General features: G+C 58.1%; 21 protein-coding genes and 1 other RNA gene. 9 read left to right on the plus strand and 13 right to left on the minus strand.

Going from position 1 to position 20,689, the window contains the following annotated elements; translation table 11 throughout:
- Positions 1-4: 4 nt before the first annotated feature.
- From accB to CLH62_RS13805, 3 genes are all read right to left on the minus strand, one after another.
- The gene (accB, locus tag CLH62_RS13795) at positions 5-454 is read right to left on the minus strand and encodes an acetyl-CoA carboxylase biotin carboxyl carrier protein (protein ID WP_099618704.1); all 450 of its coding nucleotides are present in this window, start codon (positions 452-454) and stop codon (positions 5-7) included.
- Positions 455-481: 27 nt separating this feature from the next.
- Positions 482-922 (minus strand): type II 3-dehydroquinate dehydratase, encoded by a 441-nt coding sequence (aroQ, locus tag CLH62_RS13800; RefSeq protein WP_099618705.1) that lies wholly within the window; start codon positions 920-922, stop codon positions 482-484.
- Positions 923-1,195: 273 nt separating this feature from the next.
- Positions 1,196-2,806, minus strand: a complete 1,611-nt coding sequence (locus tag CLH62_RS13805; protein ID WP_099618706.1) for a GGDEF domain-containing response regulator — start codon at positions 2,804-2,806, stop codon at positions 1,196-1,198.
- A gap of 198 nt (positions 2,807-3,004) precedes the next feature.
- On the opposite strand from CLH62_RS13805, the gene CLH62_RS13810 reads away from it, so the two are divergent.
- Together CLH62_RS13810 and CLH62_RS13815 are read left to right on the plus strand one after the other, a co-directional pair.
- The gene (locus tag CLH62_RS13810; protein ID WP_099618707.1) at positions 3,005-5,005 is read left to right on the plus strand and encodes a bifunctional diguanylate cyclase/phosphodiesterase; all 2,001 of its coding nucleotides are present in this window, start codon (positions 3,005-3,007) and stop codon (positions 5,003-5,005) included.
- 7 nt (positions 5,006-5,012) lie between these two features.
- Positions 5,013-6,065 carry a DUF2333 family protein gene (locus CLH62_RS13815; RefSeq protein ID WP_099618708.1) on the plus strand — a complete coding sequence of 351 codons (1,053 nt, stop codon included), beginning with the start codon at positions 5,013-5,015 and terminating at the stop codon, positions 6,063-6,065.
- A 74-nt stretch (positions 6,066-6,139) separates the two neighbouring features.
- Here CLH62_RS13815 and ppa read toward each other — a convergent pair whose 3' ends face one another.
- The 3 genes from ppa to rpiA all read right to left on the minus strand — a co-directional run bounded on the left by ppa (position 6,140) and on the right by rpiA (position 9,104).
- The gene (ppa, locus tag CLH62_RS13820) at positions 6,140-6,667 is read right to left on the minus strand and encodes an inorganic diphosphatase (protein WP_099618709.1); all 528 of its coding nucleotides are present in this window, start codon (positions 6,665-6,667) and stop codon (positions 6,140-6,142) included.
- Between the two features lie 473 nt (positions 6,668-7,140).
- On the minus strand, positions 7,141-8,280 hold the full coding sequence (locus CLH62_RS13825; protein WP_099618710.1) for an acyl-CoA dehydrogenase family protein: 1,140 nt from the start codon (positions 8,278-8,280) through the stop codon (positions 7,141-7,143).
- 143 nt (positions 8,281-8,423) lie between these two features.
- Positions 8,424-9,104 (minus strand): ribose-5-phosphate isomerase RpiA, encoded by a 681-nt coding sequence (gene rpiA, locus CLH62_RS13830; RefSeq protein ID WP_099618711.1) that lies wholly within the window; start codon positions 9,102-9,104, stop codon positions 8,424-8,426.
- A gap of 150 nt (positions 9,105-9,254) precedes the next feature.
- Between rpiA and ilvA the strand changes: the two genes are divergently transcribed.
- Both ilvA and CLH62_RS21130 read left to right on the plus strand, forming a co-directional pair.
- On the plus strand, positions 9,255-10,790 hold the full coding sequence (ilvA, locus tag CLH62_RS13835; RefSeq protein ID WP_099618712.1) for a threonine ammonia-lyase, biosynthetic: 1,536 nt from the start codon (positions 9,255-9,257) through the stop codon (positions 10,788-10,790).
- Positions 10,791-11,065: 275 nt separating this feature from the next.
- Positions 11,066-11,227, plus strand: coding sequence for a hypothetical protein (locus CLH62_RS21130; RefSeq protein ID WP_170005804.1), 162 nt, complete (start codon positions 11,066-11,068; stop codon positions 11,225-11,227).
- On the opposite strand, the gene CLH62_RS13840 is transcribed toward CLH62_RS21130, so the two are convergent.
- From CLH62_RS13840 to CLH62_RS13865, 6 genes are all read right to left on the minus strand, one after another.
- Entirely contained in the window at positions 11,209-11,844 is a 636-nt protein-coding gene (locus CLH62_RS13840; protein ID WP_099618713.1) for a 5-formyltetrahydrofolate cyclo-ligase, read from the minus strand. The genes CLH62_RS21130 and CLH62_RS13840 overlap by 19 nt on opposite strands.
- Before the next feature lie 4 nt (positions 11,845-11,848).
- Positions 11,849-12,030: non-coding RNA, 6S RNA (ssrS, locus tag CLH62_RS13845), on the minus strand.
- A 63-nt stretch (positions 12,031-12,093) separates the two neighbouring features.
- The gene (locus CLH62_RS13850) at positions 12,094-12,390 is read right to left on the minus strand and encodes a cell division protein ZapA (protein WP_099618714.1); all 297 of its coding nucleotides are present in this window, start codon (positions 12,388-12,390) and stop codon (positions 12,094-12,096) included.
- Entirely contained in the window at positions 12,390-12,596 is a 207-nt protein-coding gene (locus CLH62_RS13855; RefSeq protein ID WP_099618715.1) for a TIGR02449 family protein, read from the minus strand. The genes CLH62_RS13850 and CLH62_RS13855 overlap by 1 nt, the downstream gene beginning before the upstream one ends.
- A 125-nt stretch (positions 12,597-12,721) precedes the next feature.
- Entirely contained in the window at positions 12,722-13,996 is a 1,275-nt protein-coding gene (locus CLH62_RS13860) for an ABC transporter permease (protein WP_099618716.1), read from the minus strand.
- Entirely contained in the window at positions 13,993-14,709 is a 717-nt protein-coding gene (locus CLH62_RS13865) for an ABC transporter ATP-binding protein (RefSeq protein WP_099618717.1), read from the minus strand. Before CLH62_RS13865 ends, CLH62_RS13860 begins: the two co-directional genes overlap by 4 nt.
- 68 nt (positions 14,710-14,777) lie before the next feature.
- On the opposite strand from CLH62_RS13865, the gene CLH62_RS13870 reads away from it, so the two are divergent.
- Positions 14,778-15,299 (plus strand): DUF3299 domain-containing protein, encoded by a 522-nt coding sequence (locus tag CLH62_RS13870; RefSeq protein ID WP_211285740.1) that lies wholly within the window; start codon positions 14,778-14,780, stop codon positions 15,297-15,299.
- Between the two features lie 117 nt (positions 15,300-15,416).
- Here the strand turns inward: CLH62_RS13870 and CLH62_RS13875 are convergent, their stop codons facing one another.
- Positions 15,417-15,986 carry a ZrgA family zinc uptake protein gene (locus tag CLH62_RS13875; RefSeq protein ID WP_099618718.1) on the minus strand — a complete coding sequence of 190 codons (570 nt, stop codon included), beginning with the start codon at positions 15,984-15,986 and terminating at the stop codon, positions 15,417-15,419.
- A gap of 182 nt (positions 15,987-16,168) precedes the next feature.
- Between CLH62_RS13875 and CLH62_RS13880 the strand changes: the two genes are divergently transcribed.
- From CLH62_RS13880 to CLH62_RS13895, 4 genes are read left to right on the plus strand one after another with little or no spacing between them, the layout of a single operon-like run.
- Positions 16,169-16,768, plus strand: coding sequence for a UPF0149 family protein (locus CLH62_RS13880; RefSeq protein ID WP_099618719.1), 600 nt, complete (start codon positions 16,169-16,171; stop codon positions 16,766-16,768).
- 26 nt (positions 16,769-16,794) lie between these two features.
- Entirely contained in the window at positions 16,795-18,114 is a 1,320-nt protein-coding gene (gene pepP, locus CLH62_RS13885) for a Xaa-Pro aminopeptidase (protein WP_099618720.1), read from the plus strand.
- A 6-nt stretch (positions 18,115-18,120) separates the two neighbouring features.
- The gene (gene ubiH, locus CLH62_RS13890; RefSeq protein ID WP_099618721.1) at positions 18,121-19,404 is read left to right on the plus strand and encodes a 2-octaprenyl-6-methoxyphenyl hydroxylase; all 1,284 of its coding nucleotides are present in this window, start codon (positions 18,121-18,123) and stop codon (positions 19,402-19,404) included.
- Entirely contained in the window at positions 19,397-20,620 is a 1,224-nt protein-coding gene (locus CLH62_RS13895) for a UbiH/UbiF/VisC/COQ6 family ubiquinone biosynthesis hydroxylase (RefSeq protein ID WP_099618722.1), read from the plus strand. The genes ubiH and CLH62_RS13895 overlap by 8 nt, the downstream gene beginning before the upstream one ends.
- Positions 20,621-20,689 lie beyond the last annotated feature (69 nt).

Here is a 20,689-nt window from a genome sequence, read left to right on the forward strand (position 1 = left end):
CCGTTCAGGAAATGGCGACCAGGGGCTGGTCAAACTCTACCGGCTGGCCATTCTCGACCAGGATTTCGGTGATCGTTCCGCTCTTGTCAGCCTCGATCTGGTTCATCATCTTCATGGCTTCCACGATGCAGACCACATCACCCACATTGACGGTCTGACCGACTTCCACAAACGCCTTGGCTGTGGGAGACGGGGAGCGATAGAAAGTGCCCACCATCGGGGATTTCAGGGTATGGCCGGTCGGAGCTGAAGGTTCTTCAGCGGCCGGAGCCGAAGCCGCCGGGGCAGGGGCTGCCTGCTGGGGCGCTGGGTAATGGCTCATATACTGGGGTGCGGCGGCTGGTTCGCGGCGGCGAGAGATGCGCACCGAATCATCGGCCTCATGAATCTCCAGCTCCTCGACATCAGATTCCTCAAGCAGCTCGATCAGTTTCTTGATTTTGCGAATATCCATAGTCAGTCCAGTCCCGTTTTGTCAGGTCTATCGGTGAATACGTATCAGGGCGGCCTGAAGTGCGAGGTCGTACCCCTGGCTGCCCAGCCCACAGATAACGCCTTCGGCGATATCCGAGAAATAGGAGTGATGCCGGAACGGTTCCCGTGCAAACACGTTGGAAAGATGCACTTCAATAAAGGGGATTCCCGAAGCCAGCATGGCATCCCGGAGGGCAACGCTGGTGTGGGTGAAAGCGGCAGGATTGATGATGATGAAATCCACGCCTTCCGCCCGGGCTTCGTGAACCCGTTCAATCAGTTCGTATTCGGCGTTTGACTGCAGGTGCAGCAGGTGATGGCCTTTCTCTGCCGCCCGTGAGCGCAACCGGTCGTCAATATCGGCCAGTGTCTCGTAACCATAGACCTCTGGCTCGCGGCTGCCGAGCATGTTGAGGTTGGGGCCATGGAGCACGAGAATTGTCGACATGGTTCTGTCTGCCTTGATGTCTTTACAACAGGATCGCCGAAATTAACGGCAAGTTCCCCCAATGGTGCGTGCTTGTTTCCCTTATATCAACACTTTTTGACAATCTTCCCTGTTGTCCATTGGTCGTAAAAAGTCGGCAAATGAAGCGAAACGGGATCTTTCCGTTGATGACAATCATTGTCGTCAACGATGGAGAGAACTTCTATACGACGTTGGTTTCATAAATGGCAGGCGCCGGGCAAGAGCTGAGCCTTGCCTGGCGGGGCAGGAGGATCAATCCGCCAGGGTGACGCAGTTGCGGCCGAGTTCCTTGGAGGTATAGAGCGCCCGGTCCGCGCGCTCGCACATGGCCTGGGAGGTCTCCTCATTCCAGTCTGCGATGCCACAACTGAAGGTGACATGGAACTCCCTGTCCCCCGCCGGTTGCTGAAGTTCCGAGAAGCGTTCGCGAATTTCGTTGAGCACGTTCCTCGCATCGCTTGGGCGGGTGTTGGGCAGGATGATGGCAAATTCCTCACCGCCGTAACGCCCGATATGGTCAGTTTTGCGCAGGCGCTGCTTGAGGAACATCGACAGGCTCCGCAACACACGATCCCCAATCGGGTGGCCAAAGGTGTCATTCACCTTCTTGAAATAGTCGATGTCGATCATCGCAAAGCACAGAGGCTGGTCTTTCTGCCGCGCCCTGACAATTTCCTGATCCAGCAGGTGCAGGGTGTGAGTGTGGTTGAACAGCCCGGTCAGGCTGTCGCGTATCATCAGCGCCAGCAGCGAACGGGCCCGCCGTCCACGGTTATGGATGGTGGCAATCAGGTGTTTGGGGTCGATCGGTTTGGTGAGGAAGTCGTCACCGCCCAGGCTCATGGCGTGGAGCTGCTTGCTGACATCTTCTTCCGCAGACAGGTAAATGATAGGGACGCTGTGAAACCGGTCCTGCTGGCGGATAACCCGGGCGATTTCCATGCCGGTGCAGCCTGGCATGTACATGTCCAGGATGATGATTTCGGGAGAAAACTCCTCCAGGGCATGAATGATCTGCATCGGGTCAGTGATGATGTGGGCGGTCATGCCCGCCTTTTTCAGCACCGTCTCCATGTATTTGGCCTGGGCCCGGGAGTCGTCCAGTACCAGTACCTTGTAAGGCTCCACTGTATTGCCATGGGTGTAGGTTTCGATCTTCTCGATCAGCTGGCCCGGATCAACCGCCGGATAGAAGAATTCCTCGCCGCCACAGCGGGAAGCCTGCAGTCGCGTCTCGATGGAACCATCCTCGTCGCTCATGAAGATGATCGGAATGGGCGTGTCGTGACGTTCCTGCAGATGTTCAATGGTAGCGATGCCCGCATTGGGCGTGCCGCCAAAGTTAACATCCACCAGGATGGTTTCCGGCTTGTGGAGTGCGCAGGCTTCGGTCAGATCTTCAGCACTGGCAAAGGCTGAGGCCCGGAAGCCGAAAAATTCCAGCTGACGGATCAGACGGCCTGCCATCTCCTGATTTGCCAGGGCAATGTAAACCGGGGTACGACGGAACTGGTGAGGCACTTCGGAATTGTTGCGGTCTGTCCGGCGCAGAGTGCTTTGGGAGAGGGATTCGATGGCATCCTGGAGTTTCCGTTCCAGAGTCTCGTCCAGTGCTGAACCGGCCTCCCAGTGGTTTATCAGCTCAAGGATGGTCTGGCCCGCTTCAGCATGGCTGACCATTTCGAAACGCTGTGCATAACGGACCAGTTTGTCTGTGGCGGCGGAGAATTCCGCGCGATGCGCCGCGGCCTTCTCACGGTCTTCGTGAATCTTTTGCCAGGTATCCAGAACAACCCGGGCCTGGGTTGTTACACGGCGTGCGAAATGCTGCCTGAGTTTTTCTTTCTGGCTTTCGTCGTTCATGTTGCTCCGGCCTGTCTCTTTTTCGTTATTGGTTGTCCTTCCCCGGTGCGGACAATTTTTCAACCTTAGTCCTTTTGCAGAGTCTATAGTGTTTAATGTTGTCGGCGTAGGTTGCGCACTGTAAATGTTTGTCAACTCTGCGGTGCAGGTCACAATCACCTGGCCGGCTGGCTCACAGCCAATCCGGAGCAGCTCCTCATGGCAAGGAAGCAAATCACCATCAACCGGAAGCAGCAGGGTGTCCTCACTCTGCGGACAATCCTTCTGGTGTTTACTGGCAGTTTGCTGGTGACGCTTCTGGTGGCGGTGTTTATCACCAGTTTTGGCTATTTTCGGGGTTATGTTTCGGACCAGTTGGCGGGTCATGCCCGGGATGGTGCAACTGCGATCGGCTTGTCACTGTCCAATGCCATTGATGGGCGTGACCCGGTTGCCTCTGCATCACTGATTGATGCGGTCTTCGACAGCGGGCGCTACCTGTCGATCAGTTATCTGAATCACCAGAATGAGCAGATCGCAGGCCGGGCAATAACCCTTAGCGATGTTGGTGTGCCCTCCTGGTTCCGGTCCCTCGCGGCTCTTCCGTTGCCGGTTGCCGAAGCGGAGGTGGTTCGTGGCTGGAGTCGCCTGGGAACCGTGCAGGTTATTAGCCACCCCGGCCGTGCCTATCAGGATCTCTGGCGAATAACCATCGGTTTGACGACGAGTACCGCTGTTCTTGGCGGGATAGGTCTGTTTGCGCTGTTTGTACTGCTTCGCCGTACCCTGAGCCCCCTTCATGCCCTGGAAACCCAGGCGCAGGCGCTCGGGCAGAGAGATTTTCGCAAACGGGTAGCGATCAAGTCGACCCGGGAAATCAATCGGGTAACTGATGCCATGAACCAGATGGCGGATGACCTCGGGCAATTATTTGAAGGGCAGGCCCGGCTCATCCAGCATCTGCGCCGGGTCAATAACGAGGACTCGGTGACTGGCCTGGCGAGCCGGAGAGCGTTTGATCAGCGTTTGAAAGTGGAAGTGGAATCCGAGGAAAAAGCAGCGCTCGGGGTTCTGATGCTGATCCAACTGGCGGATTTCTCAGATTACAACCAGGCCTACGGCAGAAACGAGGCTGACCGCCTGCTTCTGCGTGTCGCAAGTGTGATTGCCGACTTTGTCACGTTTCATGCGGGCGCTTTTGCCGGGCGACGAACCGGTGCCGAGTTCGCCCTGTTCCTGCCCGGTGTAATACCCGCCGATGCAGGCGTCTGGTGCCGGCAACTGGTTACCGAGTTGGATGGGGTGTACGCGGATCTGGCGTCGCCCATGGACACTGCCGTGCACGCGGGCTTGGCGAAAACCCGCGAGGGCCGGGGCGCCCGGGATCTGATGGCCGCTGCCGATGAGGCGCTGCGTAATGCCCAGGGCAGGGCCGAGTCCGGCTGCCATCTGGCAGACCCGGAGAAGGATGGCCACCATAATCTGGAAACCTGGCGGGTGATTATCAGCCAGGCGATTCATCAGCAGAATTTGTCGCTCTGGCTCCAGCCCATGGTTAATGAAGGTAGGCTGATGCCCGTCTATCATCAGGTGTTCTCACGGATCGAGTCTGTCGAAGGCACCCTGAAAGCGGGCACATTCGTACCCATGGCGGAGCGGTTTGGTCTGATTGCGGATCTCGACCGCCTGCTGGTCCAGCGGGTGCTGGAGCGACTGGCAGAGTTTCCGGATCAGCCGCTGGCAATTTCTCTGGGCAACGCCTCTGTTGCCAGCGAAGCGTTCCGCTTGGATCTGTTGGCACAGCTTCAGCAGGCCGATTCGCTGGGCCACAACCTCTGGGTCGGGATCTCCGAACAAACAATTCATCATCATCGAACGGCAGTGGGCTTGCTGGTAAGGGCACTCGGGCGGCTCGGCGTGCCAGTCCTGGTTGATCGCTTCGGTGTCGGGGGCGTGCCTTTCAGTTACCTGAGAAATCTGAGATTTCAGGGTGTGCGTATCGATAACAGCTTTATTCATGATATCGACACCCACGAGGATAACCGGTTTTATCTGGATTCGGTGGTCGCCATCGCCCACAGCCGCGGGGTAAAGGTGTTTGCCACAGGAGTGGAAACTGCAGCGGAATACTCGGTACTCTGTACGCTGGGTATCGACGGAGCCATGGGTTACCATCTTGGTCGGCCGTTTGCCGCTGACAATCAACAGACAGGGGATTAAAAGTCATATGCCAGGCAAAATCAGACAGTACTTCAGGGACAAGAAAGACGATGTTCAGGATTATGCCGGGGGCAGCGGTGTTATTGGCAAACTCATTCTGGTGTTGCTGGTGGTGTATCTCCTGGTTTCCGTTATCGTCGGCATGTACTGGAGCAGCGAACCTGACACGTTTTCGGTGCGTGAACATACCCGCTCTGTAGCCAATTCCATGGAGCGTGAACCCGTTACCGGTTTTGCGACGACGGTAACCATGATCCGGATTGCCGAAACCCTGCTTGAAAAGCCCGGCGGCTATCTCTCCAACGATATATTTCCGCCTGGCGTCTGGCTGGATAACATGCCCAGTTGGGAATTCGGGGTGCTGGTGCAGCTCCGGGATCTGTCCCGGGCCATGCGCAGGGATATCGCCCGCTCCCAGAGCCAGTCTGCGGAGGACCCGGACCTGACCATCGCAGAGCCGCAATTCCACTTTGACAGCGGAAGCTGGGCCATCCCGTCCACCGAAGCGGAATACCGACGCGGCATCGAGGCCCTGAAGCGCTACCTCAACCGCTTGTCGAGCCCGGAGCAGGCTGACGCCCAGTTCTACGCTCGGGCGGACAATCTGGCAAACTGGTTGGCGGACCTGGAAACCAGAATCGGCAGCCTCTCAAGAACACTGGGTGAGAGTGTCGGCAAAGCCTCAGTATCTGATGCAGTGGCCAACGTGGACATGGACAACCCGCTACAGGAAGAAACCGGGGGCATTGATGTGAAAACGCCCTGGACCCAGATTGATAATGTTTTATACGAAGCCCGTGGGAGCTCCTGGGCCTTGTTGCATATCTTCCGTGCCATTGAAGTGGACTTCCGGAAGGTACTGCAGGACAAAAACGCCATGTCCAGTGTGAAACAGGTGATCATTGAGCTGGAGGGTGCCCAGGGTCCGATGTGGAGCCCGGTGGTACTGAACGGCAGCGGATTTGGCGTTCTCGCCAACCACTCACTGACCATGGCGGCCTATCTTTCCCGGGCCAGCGCGGCGATCAGTGACATGCGGGATCTGCTTTCCAGAGGCTGAAGACCAGACGCCAGGTTGGCGGGCATAAAAAACCGGGCACGATGCCCGGTTTTTTATGCCCTGGAAATACCGGATCAGCCCTTGTAGGCGTTCACGGAATCCATGATGGCTTTTCTGGCAGCGTCGGCATTGTCCCAACCCTGAACCTTGACCCACTTGCCTGGCTCAAGAGTCTTGTAGTTCTCGAAGAAGTGCTTGATCTGGTCACGAAGCAGCTCGGGCAGATCGGTGATTTCCCGGACGTTGTGGTAGGTGGTGGTCAACTTGTCGTGAGGTACTGCCACCAGTTTGGCGTCGCCACCGGCTTCGTCTTCCATGTTGAGAACGCCAACCGGACGGCAGCGAATCACGGAGCCAGCCTGGACTGCGTAGGGGGTAACAACCAGCACGTCCAGAGGGTCGCCGTCGTCGGCCAGGGTGTGCGGGATGAAGCCATAGTTGGCCGGGTAGAACATCGGGGTAGCCATGAAGCGGTCAACCAGCAGGGCGCCCATGTCTTTGTCCAGTTCGTACTTGACCGGGGAGCTGTTGGCCGGGATTTCGATGGCAACGTAGATATCTTCAGGCGGGTTCTTGCCTGCGGGGATGTTGTCGAATTGCATGAGCGATCCTTCCTGGTACGTTAAAGGTACGTTTAACTGCGGTTAAAAAGTGGACGCAATTATACGGGAGTCTCCTGCAGTTCGAAACTAAACCTTGGTCGTTGAATTGGGTGCATGCAGGTATCTGGAAGAGCATTCCGAAAAACGCCCGTAAATACGTCCATGTAGGGCTCGGTCGCGCCATCCTTGGCGCTCCACGTTTTCGGAATGCTCTTCCAGACACCCGCCCAGACTTGGAGGCGGTGCCGGCGAGACCGCGATGAAATACAACGATGCGACTTATGAGGCGAGGATTGCACAGAATTCGATCGGGCCGTGTCAGTGGCTATTCCAAAACTGTAGAGGGCCAAGGACGGCCCGAAACAAGCGCACATGGATGTGCTTGTAGCGTGTTTTGGAATAGCCACTGACATGGCCCGCCCCCAGTATGACAGGCTGGGGCAGAATCAGAGGGCTAACGCGGAACCCAGGGCTCAGAGCTTGATCTGTTTGGCAATCAGCTCCTTCATGATTTCGGTTGTGCCGCCACCGATGGAGAGAATCTTGGCGTCCCGGTATAGCCGTTCAACCACGGTTTCCCGCATATACCCCATGCCACCGAACAGCTGCACCGCTTCCCGGGTGACTTTTTCGCAGACGTCTACCGAGAAATTCTTGGCCATGGCCACCTGTTTGATCGGGTTCTTCCCGGCCTGCATCAGGGCGGCACAGCGGTAGGTGTATTCCCGGGCAATGTCGATCTGGGTGGCCATGTCCACCAGTTTGTGCCGCGTCACTTGAAAGCCCGCAATACTGCGGCCGAAAGCCTGGCGTTGTTTGGTGTAGTCGATGGCAGCTTCGTAGGCGAGTTGGGCGGTCATGTAAGCCATGATGGACAGGCTCAGGCGCTCGGCCAGGAAGTTACTCATGATGGCAATAAAGCCGGCGTTTTCGGCGCCGATCAGGCGGTCGGCAGGGACGCGGCAGTCCTCGAAGAAGAGTTCGGCCGTGTCGCTGGCCCACCAGCCCATTTTCCGGAGCTTCCTGCCGGTGGAGAACCCGGGCATATCGCGGTCAATGAGCAGCAGACTGATACCACCATGGCCTTCGCCCCCGGTGCGGACGGCAACAGTGTAGTGATCAGCGCGGATGCCGCTGGTGATGAAGGTTTTGCTGCCGTTGACGATGTAGTGGTCGCCGTCTTTAACGGCCCGGGTTTTGAGGCTGGCAACGTCCGATCCACCGCCGGGTTCGGTAACGGCGAGGGCGGCGATCTTTTCGCCCCGCAGCACTGGTGGAACGACCTGCTCACGGATTTCCTTTTTTGCCCATTTGGCGACCGGGGGCAGGCCGATGTCCAGGGAGCCGAGGCCGGCAACCAGGCCGCCGGAGGTGGAGCGCATGAGTTCTTCGGATACCGCTACTTTCAGGAAGATGTCGCCTTCACCAACGCCGCCCAGGGCTTCGGGAAAACCAATGCCCAGCAGGCCAGCATCGCCGGCTTTTTTATAGAGCTCCCGTGGGAATTCACCGGTCTCTTCCCAGTCATCAATGTGGGGCAGGACATGGGTATTGATGAACTTGCGGGCAGACTGGCGCACCTGCTCATGGGTTTCGTTGAAATACTCAGACACGGTGAAACTCCCTGTGATCGGAATCAATGGCAGCAGTGTCGCGCAAATTTCAGCACCAAGCAAGCGCTTGGTTTGTGTGTCGCCAGGCAATAAAAAAGCTGGCCCGGAAGGCCAGCTCTGTTGGGTGAGCACACTGGCTTGGATCAGGCGCCCTTGCGGGGGATGCTCTTGACGCCGTCTTTGGTGCCAAGCAGAAGCAGGTCGGCCGGGCGGCGGGCAAACAGACCATTGGTGACCACACCCACAATGTTGTTGAGCCTTTCCTCTACCTGGATGGGGCGGGAGATGTCCATGTTGTGAACATCAAGAATGATGTTGCCGTTGTCGGTGACCACGCCTTCCCGGTAAACCGGGTCACCACCGAGTTTGACGATTTCCCGGCCAACATGGCTTCGGGCCATGGGGATGACTTCCACCGGCAGCGGGAATTTGCCCAGCACTCCAACCATCTTGGAATCGTCGGCAATACAAATGAAGGTTTTGGCAACTTCCGCTACGATCTTCTCCCGGGTCAGGGCGCCGCCGCCGCCCTTAATCAGCTCCAGACGTTCGTTGGTTTCGTCTGCACCATCGACATAAAACTCCAGGTCGCCAGCACTGTTAAGGTCATACACTGGAATACCATGGCTTTTCAGGCGTTCAGCCGTGGCTTCAGAACTCGCGACGGCACCGTCAAACTCAATCTTTTGCTCGGCAAGCATGTCGATAAAGAAGTTGGCGGTGCTGCCAGTGCCAATGCCGATGATACTGTCGCTATCGAGGCGTGGGGCGATGTAGTCCACTGCGGCTTTGGCGACGGCTTTTTTCAGTTCGTCCTGAGTCATGGGAAGCTCCCTCTGCAATTCTGGCTGGATTATGGTTCATTATAGCGCTTCCGGGCGGTCTGCTTATAGACGGCTACCGTGCAAACTTCCTACACTGTGGGTTTTTCCCAGCCGACCATCAACCACAAACCAACAGAAACCGGAAATGTTATGCCGCAACGCTACATCAAGAAGATACTCGATGCGCGCGTCTATGACGTAGCCATCGAAACACCACTGACTGAAGCCCGTAGTCTGTCAAAGCGCTTTGGCAATAATATCCTGCTCAAGCGTGAAGACCTTCAGCCGGTGTTCTCCTTCAAGATTCGCGGCGCGTACAACCGGATTGCCCAGCTGTCCGAAGAACAGAAAGCCAAGGGAGTGATCTGTGCCTCGGCTGGCAACCATGCCCAGGGTGTCGCTCTGGCGGCGAAAAAACTCGGCATCAAGGCCGTCATTGTGATGCCGCAGACCACGCCGGAAATCAAGGTTCGCTCGGTACGGGATCACGGTGCGAAGGTGGTTCTCAGAGGCGATGCCTTTGATGAAGCCGCTACTCATGCTCAGGAGCTGATCCAGAAGCACGGTTATACCTACATTCCGCCCTACGACGACCCCGATGTGATCGCCGGCCAGGGCACGGTCGCCATGGAAATCATGTGGCAGTTCAGCAAGCCGATCCACGCCATCTTTATCTGCGTTGGCGGTGGCGGTCTGATTGCCGGCATGGCGGCGTACATCAAGTACCTGCGCCCCGAAATCAAGGTGATCGGCGTGGAGCCCGAGGATTCCAATTGCCTGCAGGCGGCCCTGAAGGCTGGCAAGCGCGTGGTGCTGGATGAGGTCGGCATCTTTGCCGATGGGGTAGCAGTCAAGCAGATTGGCAAGTACCCCTGGGAAATCTGCAAGGATCACGTGGACGAGGTGATCACCGTGTCCACCGATGAAATCTGCGCTGCCATCAAGGATGTCTTCGAAGACACCCGGTCCATTGCCGAACCGGCAGGTGCGCTGGGCGTGGCCGGCATCAAGAAATACATCGAACGGGAGCAGATCGAGGACGAAAACCTGATTGCCACCCTGAGCGGTGCCAACATGAACTTTGATCGACTGCGCTATATTTCCGAGCGCACGGAAGTGGGTGAAAAGCGCGAGGCCATCCTGGCGGTGACCATTCCGGAGAAGCCGGGAGCGTTCAAGACCTTCATTAATGCTCTGCACAAGCGCAGTATTACCGAGTTCAACTACCGCTATGCCGATGCCACCAACGCCACCATTTTTGTCGGTATCCAGATTGCGGCAGGAGGCCACGGCCGCGAGGAGTTGGTTCAGGACCTGCGCGAAACCGGTTATTCGGTGGTCGACCTGACCGACAGTGATCTGGCCAAACAGCATATCCGCCACATGGTCGGTGGCCACGCCCCGAGCATCACCAACGAAAAGGTTTTCCAGTTCGAGTTCCCGGAGCGTCCGGGGGCGTTGCTGAAGTTCCTGATGTCACTCGGGACCCGCTGGAACATCTCCATGTTCCATTACCGAAACCACGGCGCGGCCTACAGTCGTGTCCTGTTGGGTGCCCAGGTTGAGGATGACGAAGTGGCAGACTTCGAGAAGATGCTCGACAAGGTTGGCTTCCGCTACGAGAACATGACGGATAACGAGGCTTATCAATTGTTCTTGGGGCAGGGTAACGCTCGGTCATCTTAATAGGGTGCGAGAACCGGGGAGGCAGGCCCCTCCCGGAACACGCTCCTTGCGGCACATCCATGTGACGCTTGGGCTCCGCCATCCATGGCTCCGCACAGTTCCGGGAGGGGCCTGCCTCCCCGGTTCAGCGAGTGCGGAGGAAGATTACTAAAATTTAATCTGTCAAAAATTGTAAAACTCGATATAGGTGTTAATCTTTCGTCTAATTCTTGATAACAAGAATAGCTCTCTGATTTACCTGAGATTTACCTCTACCTGAAACAGGAATATGCGTCATGGGCGGTAAGCCGGACATCATTCGCGCAATCGTGCTGATTTTTGCGGTAGGCCTTGTGATAACTGGTTTCACATCCATTCACGCCTCTGAAGACAAGGCGGCGAGAAATGACGCCATTGTTGGCTCCGTTCAGGTAATGAATCAGCCCCTGAACCGGTAACGCTGTTTATCCGTCACCACGCTGTGCAGGGGCACGTCCCAGGGCTCCACAGGCAGCTTTCTCACCTTCTGGAAGTCATGGGCCAGCCCGATCAGTTTTGGGGCCAGTCTTGGTCGTATCCGGCTGAACGCGAACGTCCTGTCATAGAAGCCACCCCCCATCCCCAAACGTCCACCCTGCTCGTCAAAACCTACCAATGGAAAAAGGACTGCGTCCAGAGCCCATGCCGGCCGTCGCAGACCTTTGCTGAAGGCCGGTTCGGGAATGCCGAAACGGTTGACGGTCAATTCCACGCCGTCGTAGTAGGGGCTGAACACCAATCTGCCGTCATGAATCGGGTGCAGTACGGGTAGATAGAAGCAAATCCCCTTGCGCCGGGCGATGTCCAGGTAGACGTGCGGATCAATCTCGCCGTCGTTGGGCAGGTAGATGGCAATGTGTCGGGCGCGGTGCAGATCAGGATTTTTGAGCAGGTTCAGGGCCAGGTATTCAGCGGCTTGTTGCTGCTGTTCAAAGCTCAGGGCGCGCCGTTGTTGCCGGAGGCGCTTGCGAAGTTCACTGCGTGACAGGGTGTCCGGATGGGATTCAAACGGTTGGGGGGCGATAAACTGGCTCAAAATAAAGCTTCCCGGGCTGCCGTTATCGGATGTTGCCCTTGAACCCAGAGTTCAAGGTCGGTGGCCGCTGTGACATATTAGGCTTTCCCCTTACGGGGACGTGCTCACAATGCCCTGAAGTAGCCACCTGGGTAATGCGCATCGGCTCGAGGACGTATCCGACCATAGCGAACAGCCCAGGAAGTTGATCCCATTATACGGGCAGGGTCGGGGCCGATTGCAACACCTGTAATGCATTCTGTGCGGATTTTAACGGCCCGAGCCATCACCGAGGGCGCCATCGAGTTTGTTGTCCATGGCTCTGAGCAGTGTACTGGTGGCGTCGGACATGGTGTCGCGTTCAAGCAATTCATGGGTAGTGTTCAGGGCAGCCATAACAGCGATGCGTTCGGTGCCGAACACCTTGCCGCCAGCGCGGATTTCCCGCATTTTGCTATCCAGATGCCTTGCGGCCCTGATCAGTGCGTCCTGTTCTTCCTCAGGACAGGCGACCAGGTATTCCTTGTCGAGGATCTTCACCTCAACGGTTGTGGATTGCTGTGCCATCAGTGATGCTCCAGTGCCCGAAGGCGGCCGATCATGGCTTCGATCTTGTGCTTCGCGTGATCGTTCTTCTGCATCAGCTGGGCCCGTTCCCGGTTCCAGTCATCCTGCAGTTCCCGCAGTGTGGCGTTGTCCCGCTCCAGTTTCTGACAGCGCTCAATCAGCCTGTCCAGCTTGTCCGCTAATGCCTGTACTTCGGACTGTTCCATGACTTGCCCAGCAGTGGTTTGAGGTAATTGCGATTCAGAGTCAATCAGATGCTCCCTCACTATAAGTGTGGACGCTAAGTCGGTCAATTTACAGGGTTGTCATTGCAGCGCCTGCGTGATGCAGATCACTGATCGGCCGCCTCCCCGAATCCAAGCGTTTTGCTCTGGCGCCAGGTGCTGAGCGCCGGGATCAGTGACACCAGAGCAGCAGCGACGGGTACTGATGCCAGCAACCCCCATTCTGGCGCTGTCAGTGGCCGCAGGGTTATCTGCAGGCCGTAACTGGTCAGCAGCCAGGGACTTGCCAGCGATATGCCCGCCGCCCCGATCATTAAAGCCAGCAGGCAGGCAAGCAGGGCAAGGGAAACGCATTCGATTATGTACAGGGAGGCAATTAGTGCCGGCGAGGCGCCGGTCGCCCGCAGCACGGCTATCTCGTGAGCCCGCTGGGCCTGCAGGGTTAGCAAAACGGCGATAAGCCCGATCAGGCTGGTAATCACGACAAAGCCGGTAATGCCAAGCAGCGCTCTCTCGAACTGGCCCATCAGGCGCCAGAGTTCGCTCAGGGCCACGCCTGGAAGGATGGCAGAAAGAGGCTCCCCGGCAAACTGGTTAATCTCCCGCTGCAGTCGGAAAGTCAGGATTTTGCGGTCAATGCCGACAAATGCAGCGGTAATGGCCTCGGGTACGAAGTCGCGCCCTTCTGCCTTTTCCAATGTCATTGTCCGACCGGGTATGGCAACGCCCGACTCCCAGCCTACGTGCATGGCCTCCATGCCAGCCAGCCCGATATAAACCGCCTGGTCCACCGGCGTACCGGTGGGTTCCAGTACGCCGGTGACAGTAAACGGGGTGTCTTCGTGGTTGGAAAAGCTGGTCCGTCCTCCGCCGTGGGACAGGACCAGTTTTTCGCCGGTCTGGTGTCCGAGGTCTCTGGCAACGCCGGCCCCGAGGACAACATCAAATACACCTGTAAACCAGATTCCCTCCGCCAGAGCCAGCGGCAGGTCACGGCCGTAACGGAAATGCTTCAGGAAGTTCTCATCGGTGGCGACCACCCGGTAACCCCGGTAGCTGTCTCCCAGGGAGATGGGAATCAGCCAGTCCAGGCGGCTGTCGTTCTTGAGGGCCTGGTAGGTGGACCAGCGAATGTTGTTGGTGGCATCGCCGATATGGAACACGGTGTATAGCAACAGGTTCAGCTGGCCGCTGCGGGCACCCACGATCAGATCCGTGCCACTGATGGTGGTGGTGAAAGACTGTTTGACCTCCGTGCGCAGGTATTGGATGCCCAGAAGCAGCGAAACGCTCAGGGTCAGGGTCAGGCACACCAGGGCCAGAACCTTTCTTCTGTGCCAGAGGCTGGCCAGAGCCAGTGATAAAGCGAGGTGTGTTTTCATCCCCGGCTACCCCGCAGTTCCAGCTGGTGATGGAAGTGGCTGGCCAGGGATCGGTCGTGGCTGACGAACAGAACCGAAGTTTTGTGCCGATGCGCAAGGCTCAGCAACAGCTCCAGGAAGCGGTCCCGGTTGTCGGTATCCAGTGCAGAGGTAGGCTCATCTGCCAGAATCAGGCCGGGTGCGCCGATCAGTGCCCGCGCAGCGGCGATTCGTTGTTGCTGGCCAATGCTCAGTTTCGTGACCTTGCGCTGCCAGTGGTCTTCGGGAATGGCGAGGGCCCGAAGCAGTCCCGCCGCTTCGTCTGCCACCGTGAGCTCGGCATTATCTCGCCGGAGTGCGGACAGATGGCAGGGCAGGGTGACGTTTGCCAGGGTGGTCAGATAGGGCACCAGATTGAACTGCTGGAAAATCACGCCCATGTGATCGGCCCGAAACTGATCCCGGGCGCCGGCTCCGAGCTGATAAAGGTCGGTACCAAGGACGCGGATTGTACCGTTGCCCGGTCGTAGCATGCCAGCGAGCAGGCTCAGTAATGTGCTTTTACCGCTGCCACTGGGGCCGTGCAGGAACAGGTGTTCGCCCCGATTCAGGGTGAAATCCGGAAAGGAGAGGGTTTCCTGCCCGGGGTGCCAGGAAAAGCCAAGGCCGTGAGCCTCGATGGCAGTTTCCGGGAACGGGGAACTGTTGCTGCCTGAGTCTGTCTTGCTGGTCATGTTGGTTGCTGTCTGCCCGGTGTATGATGGCGTTTTTCCGGAATCCGATCCCAGGAGTGTTTGATCCGATGACTCTTTCCCCTGCATGGGCACGATGCTATCTGCCTTTGGCCACCGTGATGGCTCTTGTACTTCTGATCCCTGCGGCAGGCCGGGCTGAACCCCGGGAGATCGACTGGCTGGAGTTGATGCCTGCCGAGGATCTCGCGCTGCTGGAGAATATGCCAGAGATTGAGCATGATGGCGATGGTGCGCCCCTGTTGCCGGACGAGATCATGACCGGTCGGGTTGTGCCGGAAATGGGAAATGTGGAAGGGCGTATTCCCGGCTTTGTGGTGCCTCTGAAAACCACTCAGGATATGCGTATTCTGGAGTTTTTCCTGGTGCCCTACTACGGCGCCTGTATTCATGTGCCGCCACCGCCTCCGAATCAGATTATTCACGTTAAATACAAAGAGGGCTTTACCCTGGAGGCCTTGTACGATCCGGTCTGGATCGAGGGTAAGCTGGTGATTGAGCGTACTGAGAATGACCTTGGCGCATCTTCTTATTCCATGGTTGCTACCGAGGTTGAACCTTACGACGAGTGACCTTGGGGTGGCGTGGGTGCGGGGCTTGCCAAAATACGCTGTAAATACGTCCCTGTACGCTCGGCTCCGCCATCCCTGGCTCCGCACGATTTTGGCAAGCCCCGCACCCACGCCCCATCAATGGGTGGTAAGCTTGAACAGACTTTCCCCTTGAGCCAAGCGGCCTGAGCCTTGTCCTTCGGGCCAGACCCACTCCAGGCTGAGATGCTCCAGTCCCGGGAATCGGATGGTCAGAGGAGTGGTGAGTTCGTTCGAACCTTCCAGCCCTGAACAGGTCAGCGACTGGGAGACTTCGATATCAGAATGGCGGGCGGGTTTTTCGTCGTGGTCATGCCCCTGATCGCGGTGGTCGTCATCACCGGTATTCGCTTCGTAGTGCACGTCCGCGTCCTGGATTCTGCAGCTGGATTCAGGTGTGTTCACGAGGGGGGTGGTTCTTAACCAGGCGATGGTTTCTTTGACGCTGGCTTCTTGCTCCCCAGTGCGGGCTTCGTGTTCGAATCCCAGCAGGTTGTAGGCGGGGGAGGTGAAGATCAGGTCAACCTGGTTGTTACTGATGGCCACCTGTAATTCGGCGTGCCCGTGCTGGTGCGTGCCCGGGTTATCGCTGGCATTGGCCGATAAGGGGGCGGCAGTCAGAATCGTAGCCGCCGCCAGGATCTGGGCAGGTAATTTATTCGAGGTCATGGCATTGTCTCGTGGCTGAAGATGGTATGTTATAACATTTTGTGGATTCCCCTGTTGAAAATCAACTAATGATATCCGGTGCAGGGAAATGTGTATGGCCGTTGGCTCCCGAAAAAGTGCCTTGGGATCCCCTGAATGCTAGGATAGAGACCTCATTCAACAACACAGGATTCGCCTGTTTCATGTCAGAAACCGACACTTCCGGTGCTGCCCGCGCCGCTGAATTTGAGCGCTGGGCCAATGTTTTTACTGCCCACAAGGCGTTCAGCCATCCCTCCGAACTGCATGGAGTTCTGTGTGGTCGACTGGCTGCCGGATCCCGTATAGAAGAACTGGACTGGCTGGCAATGGTGTGTGAGCACATGGGCTTGCCTGAAAGCGCTGTCGATGAATCCGACGACCTCGCCCCGTTCATGAATAGTGCTTACGAGCAGACCCTGGATCTCTTGAAATCGGCAGACATGAGTTTCCATCCTTTACTGCCTGACGACGACTATGCCATTGAACAGCGTCTCGAGGCCCTCATTGCCTGGGTGCGGGGGTTTCTGGAAGGTATGGCCCTGTCTGCTGGTGAGTCCCTGGGGCAGGCTCCGGACGAGATCCGCGAGCTGATTGAGGATATGGTGGCGATCAGCCAGCTATCGGACGATGAGGAAGCGGACGACGAAAGCGAGCAGCAGCTGCTGGAGATTACCGAATACATCCGGCTGGGGGCGCTGGCGGTGTTTACCGAGTTCAATGCCCCGGAGAAGCCGGCGTCTGAATCGCCGACCCTGCACTGAGCAGGCCAACGACTGCAGGAGAGTGTATGACCTCCATGATACCCGTGAAGGAGTTTGCCGAACGCCGTCGCAAGCTGATGGAGCGGATGGCGCCGGACAGCATTGCCATTATTCCGGCGGCGCCGGAGCGTGTTCGCAATCGGGACGTGTTGCATCCGTTCCGCCAGGACAGCGATTTTCATTACCTGTCCGGTTTTGGTGAGCCAGAGGCGGTACTGGCCCTGATTCCGGGGCGGGAACATGGCGAGTCCGTCCTGTTCTGCAAGGAGCGGCATCCGGAGAAAGAGCTTTGGGACGGTTTTCTGGTGGGCCCGGAGGGGGCCATAGAGCATTATGGTCTGGACGACGCCTTTCCGGTTTCAGACATTGATGACATCCTGCCGGGCATGATCGAAGGCCGCAGCCGGGTCTACTATCCGCTGGGCAAGGACGATCATTTCGACGCCCGGGTTATGGACTGGGTGAAGATGATTCGCAGCAAGGTCCGCAGTGGCGCCCACCCGCCCGGTGAGTTTGTGGCGCTGGAGCACCTGCTTCACGACCTGCGGCTTTACAAGAGCGCCAACGAAATCAAAATCATGGCCAAGGCTGGCGAGATCAGTGCCGAGGCCCACTGCCGGGCCATGAAGCGCGCCCGCAAAGGCGGCTTCGAATACAACCTGGAAGCTGAACTGATTCACACCTTCATGGAGCATGGTGCCCGATCAACGGCGTATCCTTCGATTGTTGGCGGTGGGGCCAACGGCTGCATCCTCCATTACATCGAGAACAGCGCGCCTTTGAAAGAGGGCGACCTGGTATTGATTGATGCCGGTTGTGAGTATCAGTGCTACGCCTCCGACATCACGCGGACTTTCCCGGTCAGCGGCAAATTCAGCGCCGAGCAGCGGGCCCTGTATGAGGTGGTCCTGGCGGCGCAATACCAGGCCATTGAGGCGGTTTCTCCGGAAAACCACTGGAACCGGCCCCATGAGGCGGCACTGAAGGTGCTGACCCAGGGCTTGATCGATCTGGGTCTGTTGTCCGGCACGGTGGAAGACGCCATCGCCAACGAGGCCTACAAACCCTTCTTCATGCACCGCACCGGCCACTGGCTGGGGCTGGATGTGCATGATGTGGGGGATTACAAGGTAGGTGACGCCTGGCGTCAGCTGGAGTCCGGAATGGTTCTGACGGTTGAGCCCGGACTCTACATTGCGCCTGATAATACCGATGTGGACGAGAAGTGGCGTGGCATTGGCATCCGTATTGAAGACGACGTGGTGGTGACCAAAGGTGGTTGCCGGGTTCTGACCGATGCAGTTCCCAAAACCATCGCCGACATTGAAGCCCTGATGGCGGACTGACAACCTGTGACCAAGCCTGATACCGATTTGATCATTGCCGGCGGTGGACTTGCCGGGGCAACTCTCGCCCTGGCAGTGGCCCGGATGGTGCCCTCGCTCCGGGTTACCGTTGTGGAGGCGTTTCCGCTCTCGCCCGATGCTTTGCCCGAGAGTTACCAGCCCAGTTACGACGCCCGCTCCACGGCACTGGCCTGGGGCTCCCGGCTGATCTTCGAGGAGCTTGGCCTATGGCGCCGGCTGGCAGAACATGCGACCCCGATTCACCACATTCATGTGTCGGACCGGGGCCATTTCGGGGTGACCCGGTTGCATGCCTCCGAGCACGGGCAGGAAGCGCTGGGTTACGTGGCCGACAATCGCTGGATGGGCCTGTGTCTGATGCGGGAGTTGCTGGAAACCGGCGTTCAGTGGCAGGCACCAGCCGAAGTGACAGATATGACGCCAATTCCCGATGGCGTCCGGGTGGAACTGACCACTGGTGATAACGGCACCCGGGAAATGACCGCCCACTGCCTGGTGGTGGCGGATGGCGGACGTTCCGGATTACGCGAGAAACTCGGATTCCAGCCCAGTCACCACAGTTATGGCCAGAACGCCCTGATCGCCAACGTCTCCACCAGTGACAGCCATGGCTTTAGTGCCTTTGAGCGCTTCACCGATGCTGGACCCATGGCTCTGTTGCCCCACGGCTCCCCAGCCCGCGCGGGACACCAGTCCGCACTGGTATGGACACTGACCGACAAGGCTCTGGCGGAAGTTCTGGAACTGTCGGATGATGACAAATGTCGTCGGCTGCAGGAACGGTTTGGCTGGCGCCTCGGGCGGTTCACCCGAATCGGCACCTGCCATCATTACCCATTGACCTTGACTACGGTCGACGAGCCTGTCCGGCCCGGTGTTGCTCTGGTGGGCAATGCGGCCCACGCGCTTCACCCGGTTGCGGGACAAGGCTTCAATCTGGCCCTGCGGGGGTTGATGACGTTGGTAGAGCAGTTCCGGTTGGCGACAGAGCAGGGCAAATCCATTGGCGACCTGGATGTGCTCAGGCGGTATCAGTCGCTGCACCGGCGGGACTGGCAGCAGACGGTCCGGTTCTCCGATTCGCTGGTGCGGTTGTTCGGCCAGTCCATGCCGCCGATCATCGCTGCTCGAGATGCGGGATTGGTGGGCCTGGATCTCTTGCCCGGTGCGAAGCGCTGGTTTGCCAGCAAGGCCATGGGTCTGGGTGGGCGTCGGGCGGTAATAGGCAGGCCGGGCAAACTCGACAGGGAAGTGACGCGCAATGAGTGAGCCAGGAAGCTTCGATATACTGGTTGCCGGTGGCGGCATGATCGGCTCGGCCCTGGCGCTGGGCCTTTCCCGCCAGGGTTGGCATGTAGGCCTCGTTGAGGGGGCCGAACATAGAACCCTGGTTCAGGCACCTGATCCTGTGGAAACCGTGGCAGACTTTGAGCCCCGGGTCAGTGCCATCTCGGTTGCCAGCCAGCGACTGCTGGAGCAACTCGGCGTGTGGGCGGATATTACCGCTGGCCGCCATTGTCCTTACCAGATCATGACCGTCTGGGATGGTGACGGTACCGGGCGCATAGACTTTGACGCGGCCGAACTCCAGGCCCGGGCCCTGGGGACCATTATCGAGAACCGCAGTATCGTGCGGGCCCTGTTTTCTGCCCTGGCGGAAAGCCCCGTTCAGGTGATCGACGGTGCGACTGTCACCGGATGTCAGCGGGTTTCCGGTGGTTGCCGTGTGGAACTGGACGATGGTCGGACCTTGGCCGCCGCGCTGGTGGTGGGCTGCGACGGTGCCAACTCGCGCTTGCGTCAGTGGGTGGGTTTGCCAACCCGGGAATGGGACTACGATCAGCAAGCCATTGTGTGCACGGTGCGAACCAGCCGGAGCCACCGGTATACCGCCTGGCAGCGGTTTTCACTGACCGGGCCGCTGGCGTTCCTGCCGCTGCTGACAGAATCCGGAGATGAGCATTTCTGTTCCATCGTCTGGTCCCAGGACACGGAAGAGGCCCGGCGGCTGATGGCGCTGGGAGACAGCGCATTTGCCGCCCAGCTTGAACGGGCCATTGAGCGGGAGTTGGGAGCGGTTGAAGCGGTTTCCCGCCGGTTTGCGTTTCCGCTTCGCCAGCGCCACGCTAAGGATTATATTGCACCCGGTTTCGCCTTGGTGGGGGACGCAGCTCACACCATCCATCCTCTGGCCGGGCAGGGCGCCAATCTTGGTTATGGTGATGTCCGCGCCCTTCTGGACGAGCTGTCACGAGCACGGAAGGCTGGCCTGTCCCCGGCCAATGAGCTGGTTCTGGAGCGCTACCAGCGCCGCCGCAAAGGAGAAAATCTCACCATGATGGCGGCCATGGAGGGCTTCAAGCAGCTGTTTGGCCGCGACGAACTGCCAGTGCGCTGGCTGCGCAACACTGGCCTGCGCTGGCTCAATCAGCTGGGGCCGGTCAAGAACCGTATTGCCGCAGAGGCTATGGGGCTGAATACCTGAGCACTGTTATCATTCAGTCCGCTGAATCACCCTCCCAACCACCTGAAACATTGCAGCAAAGGAATGTCT

The sequence above is a fragment of the Marinobacter guineae genome (assembly GCF_002744735.1).
In the GTDB taxonomy this organism is placed as follows: Bacteria; Pseudomonadota; Gammaproteobacteria; order Pseudomonadales; family Oleiphilaceae; genus Marinobacter; species Marinobacter guineae.

Bases quoted from the DNA above. Each gene is read 5' to 3' on its own strand.
- CLH62_RS13805 (WP_099618706.1), bottom strand. From the start codon at position 2,806: ATGAACGACGAAAGCCAGAAAGAAAAACTCAGGCAGCATTTCGCACGC.
- accB (WP_099618704.1), bottom strand. From the start codon at position 454: ATGGATATTCGCAAAATCAAGAAACTGATCGAGCTGCTTGAGGAATCT.
- ilvA (WP_099618712.1), top strand. From the start codon at position 9,255: ATGCCGCAACGCTACATCAAGAAGATACTCGATGCGCGCGTCTATGAC.
- pepP (WP_099618720.1), top strand. From the start codon at position 16,795: ATGACCTCCATGATACCCGTGAAGGAGTTTGCCGAACGCCGTCGCAAG.
- CLH62_RS13870 (WP_211285740.1), top strand. From the start codon at position 14,778: ATGACTCTTTCCCCTGCATGGGCACGATGCTATCTGCCTTTGGCCACC.
- CLH62_RS13855 (WP_099618715.1), bottom strand. From the start codon at position 12,596: ATGGAACAGTCCGAAGTACAGGCATTAGCGGACAAGCTGGACAGGCTG.
- CLH62_RS13810 (WP_099618707.1), top strand. From the start codon at position 3,005: ATGGCAAGGAAGCAAATCACCATCAACCGGAAGCAGCAGGGTGTCCTC.
- CLH62_RS21130 (WP_170005804.1), top strand. From the start codon at position 11,066: ATGGGCGGTAAGCCGGACATCATTCGCGCAATCGTGCTGATTTTTGCG.
- CLH62_RS13860 (WP_099618716.1), bottom strand. From the start codon at position 13,996: ATGAAAACACACCTCGCTTTATCACTGGCTCTGGCCAGCCTCTGGCAC.
- CLH62_RS13865 (WP_099618717.1), bottom strand. From the start codon at position 14,709: ATGACCAGCAAGACAGACTCAGGCAGCAACAGTTCCCCGTTCCCGGAA.
- CLH62_RS13895 (WP_099618722.1), top strand. From the start codon at position 19,397: ATGAGTGAGCCAGGAAGCTTCGATATACTGGTTGCCGGTGGCGGCATG.
- ppa (WP_099618709.1), bottom strand. From the start codon at position 6,667: ATGCAATTCGACAACATCCCCGCAGGCAAGAACCCGCCTGAAGATATC.
- aroQ (WP_099618705.1), bottom strand. From the start codon at position 922: ATGTCGACAATTCTCGTGCTCCATGGCCCCAACCTCAACATGCTCGGC.
- CLH62_RS13875 (WP_099618718.1), bottom strand. From the start codon at position 15,986: ATGACCTCGAATAAATTACCTGCCCAGATCCTGGCGGCGGCTACGATT.
- CLH62_RS13880 (WP_099618719.1), top strand. From the start codon at position 16,169: ATGTCAGAAACCGACACTTCCGGTGCTGCCCGCGCCGCTGAATTTGAG.
- CLH62_RS13850 (WP_099618714.1), bottom strand. From the start codon at position 12,390: ATGGCACAGCAATCCACAACCGTTGAGGTGAAGATCCTCGACAAGGAA.
- CLH62_RS13815 (WP_099618708.1), top strand. From the start codon at position 5,013: ATGCCAGGCAAAATCAGACAGTACTTCAGGGACAAGAAAGACGATGTT.
- rpiA (WP_099618711.1), bottom strand. From the start codon at position 9,104: ATGACTCAGGACGAACTGAAAAAAGCCGTCGCCAAAGCCGCAGTGGAC.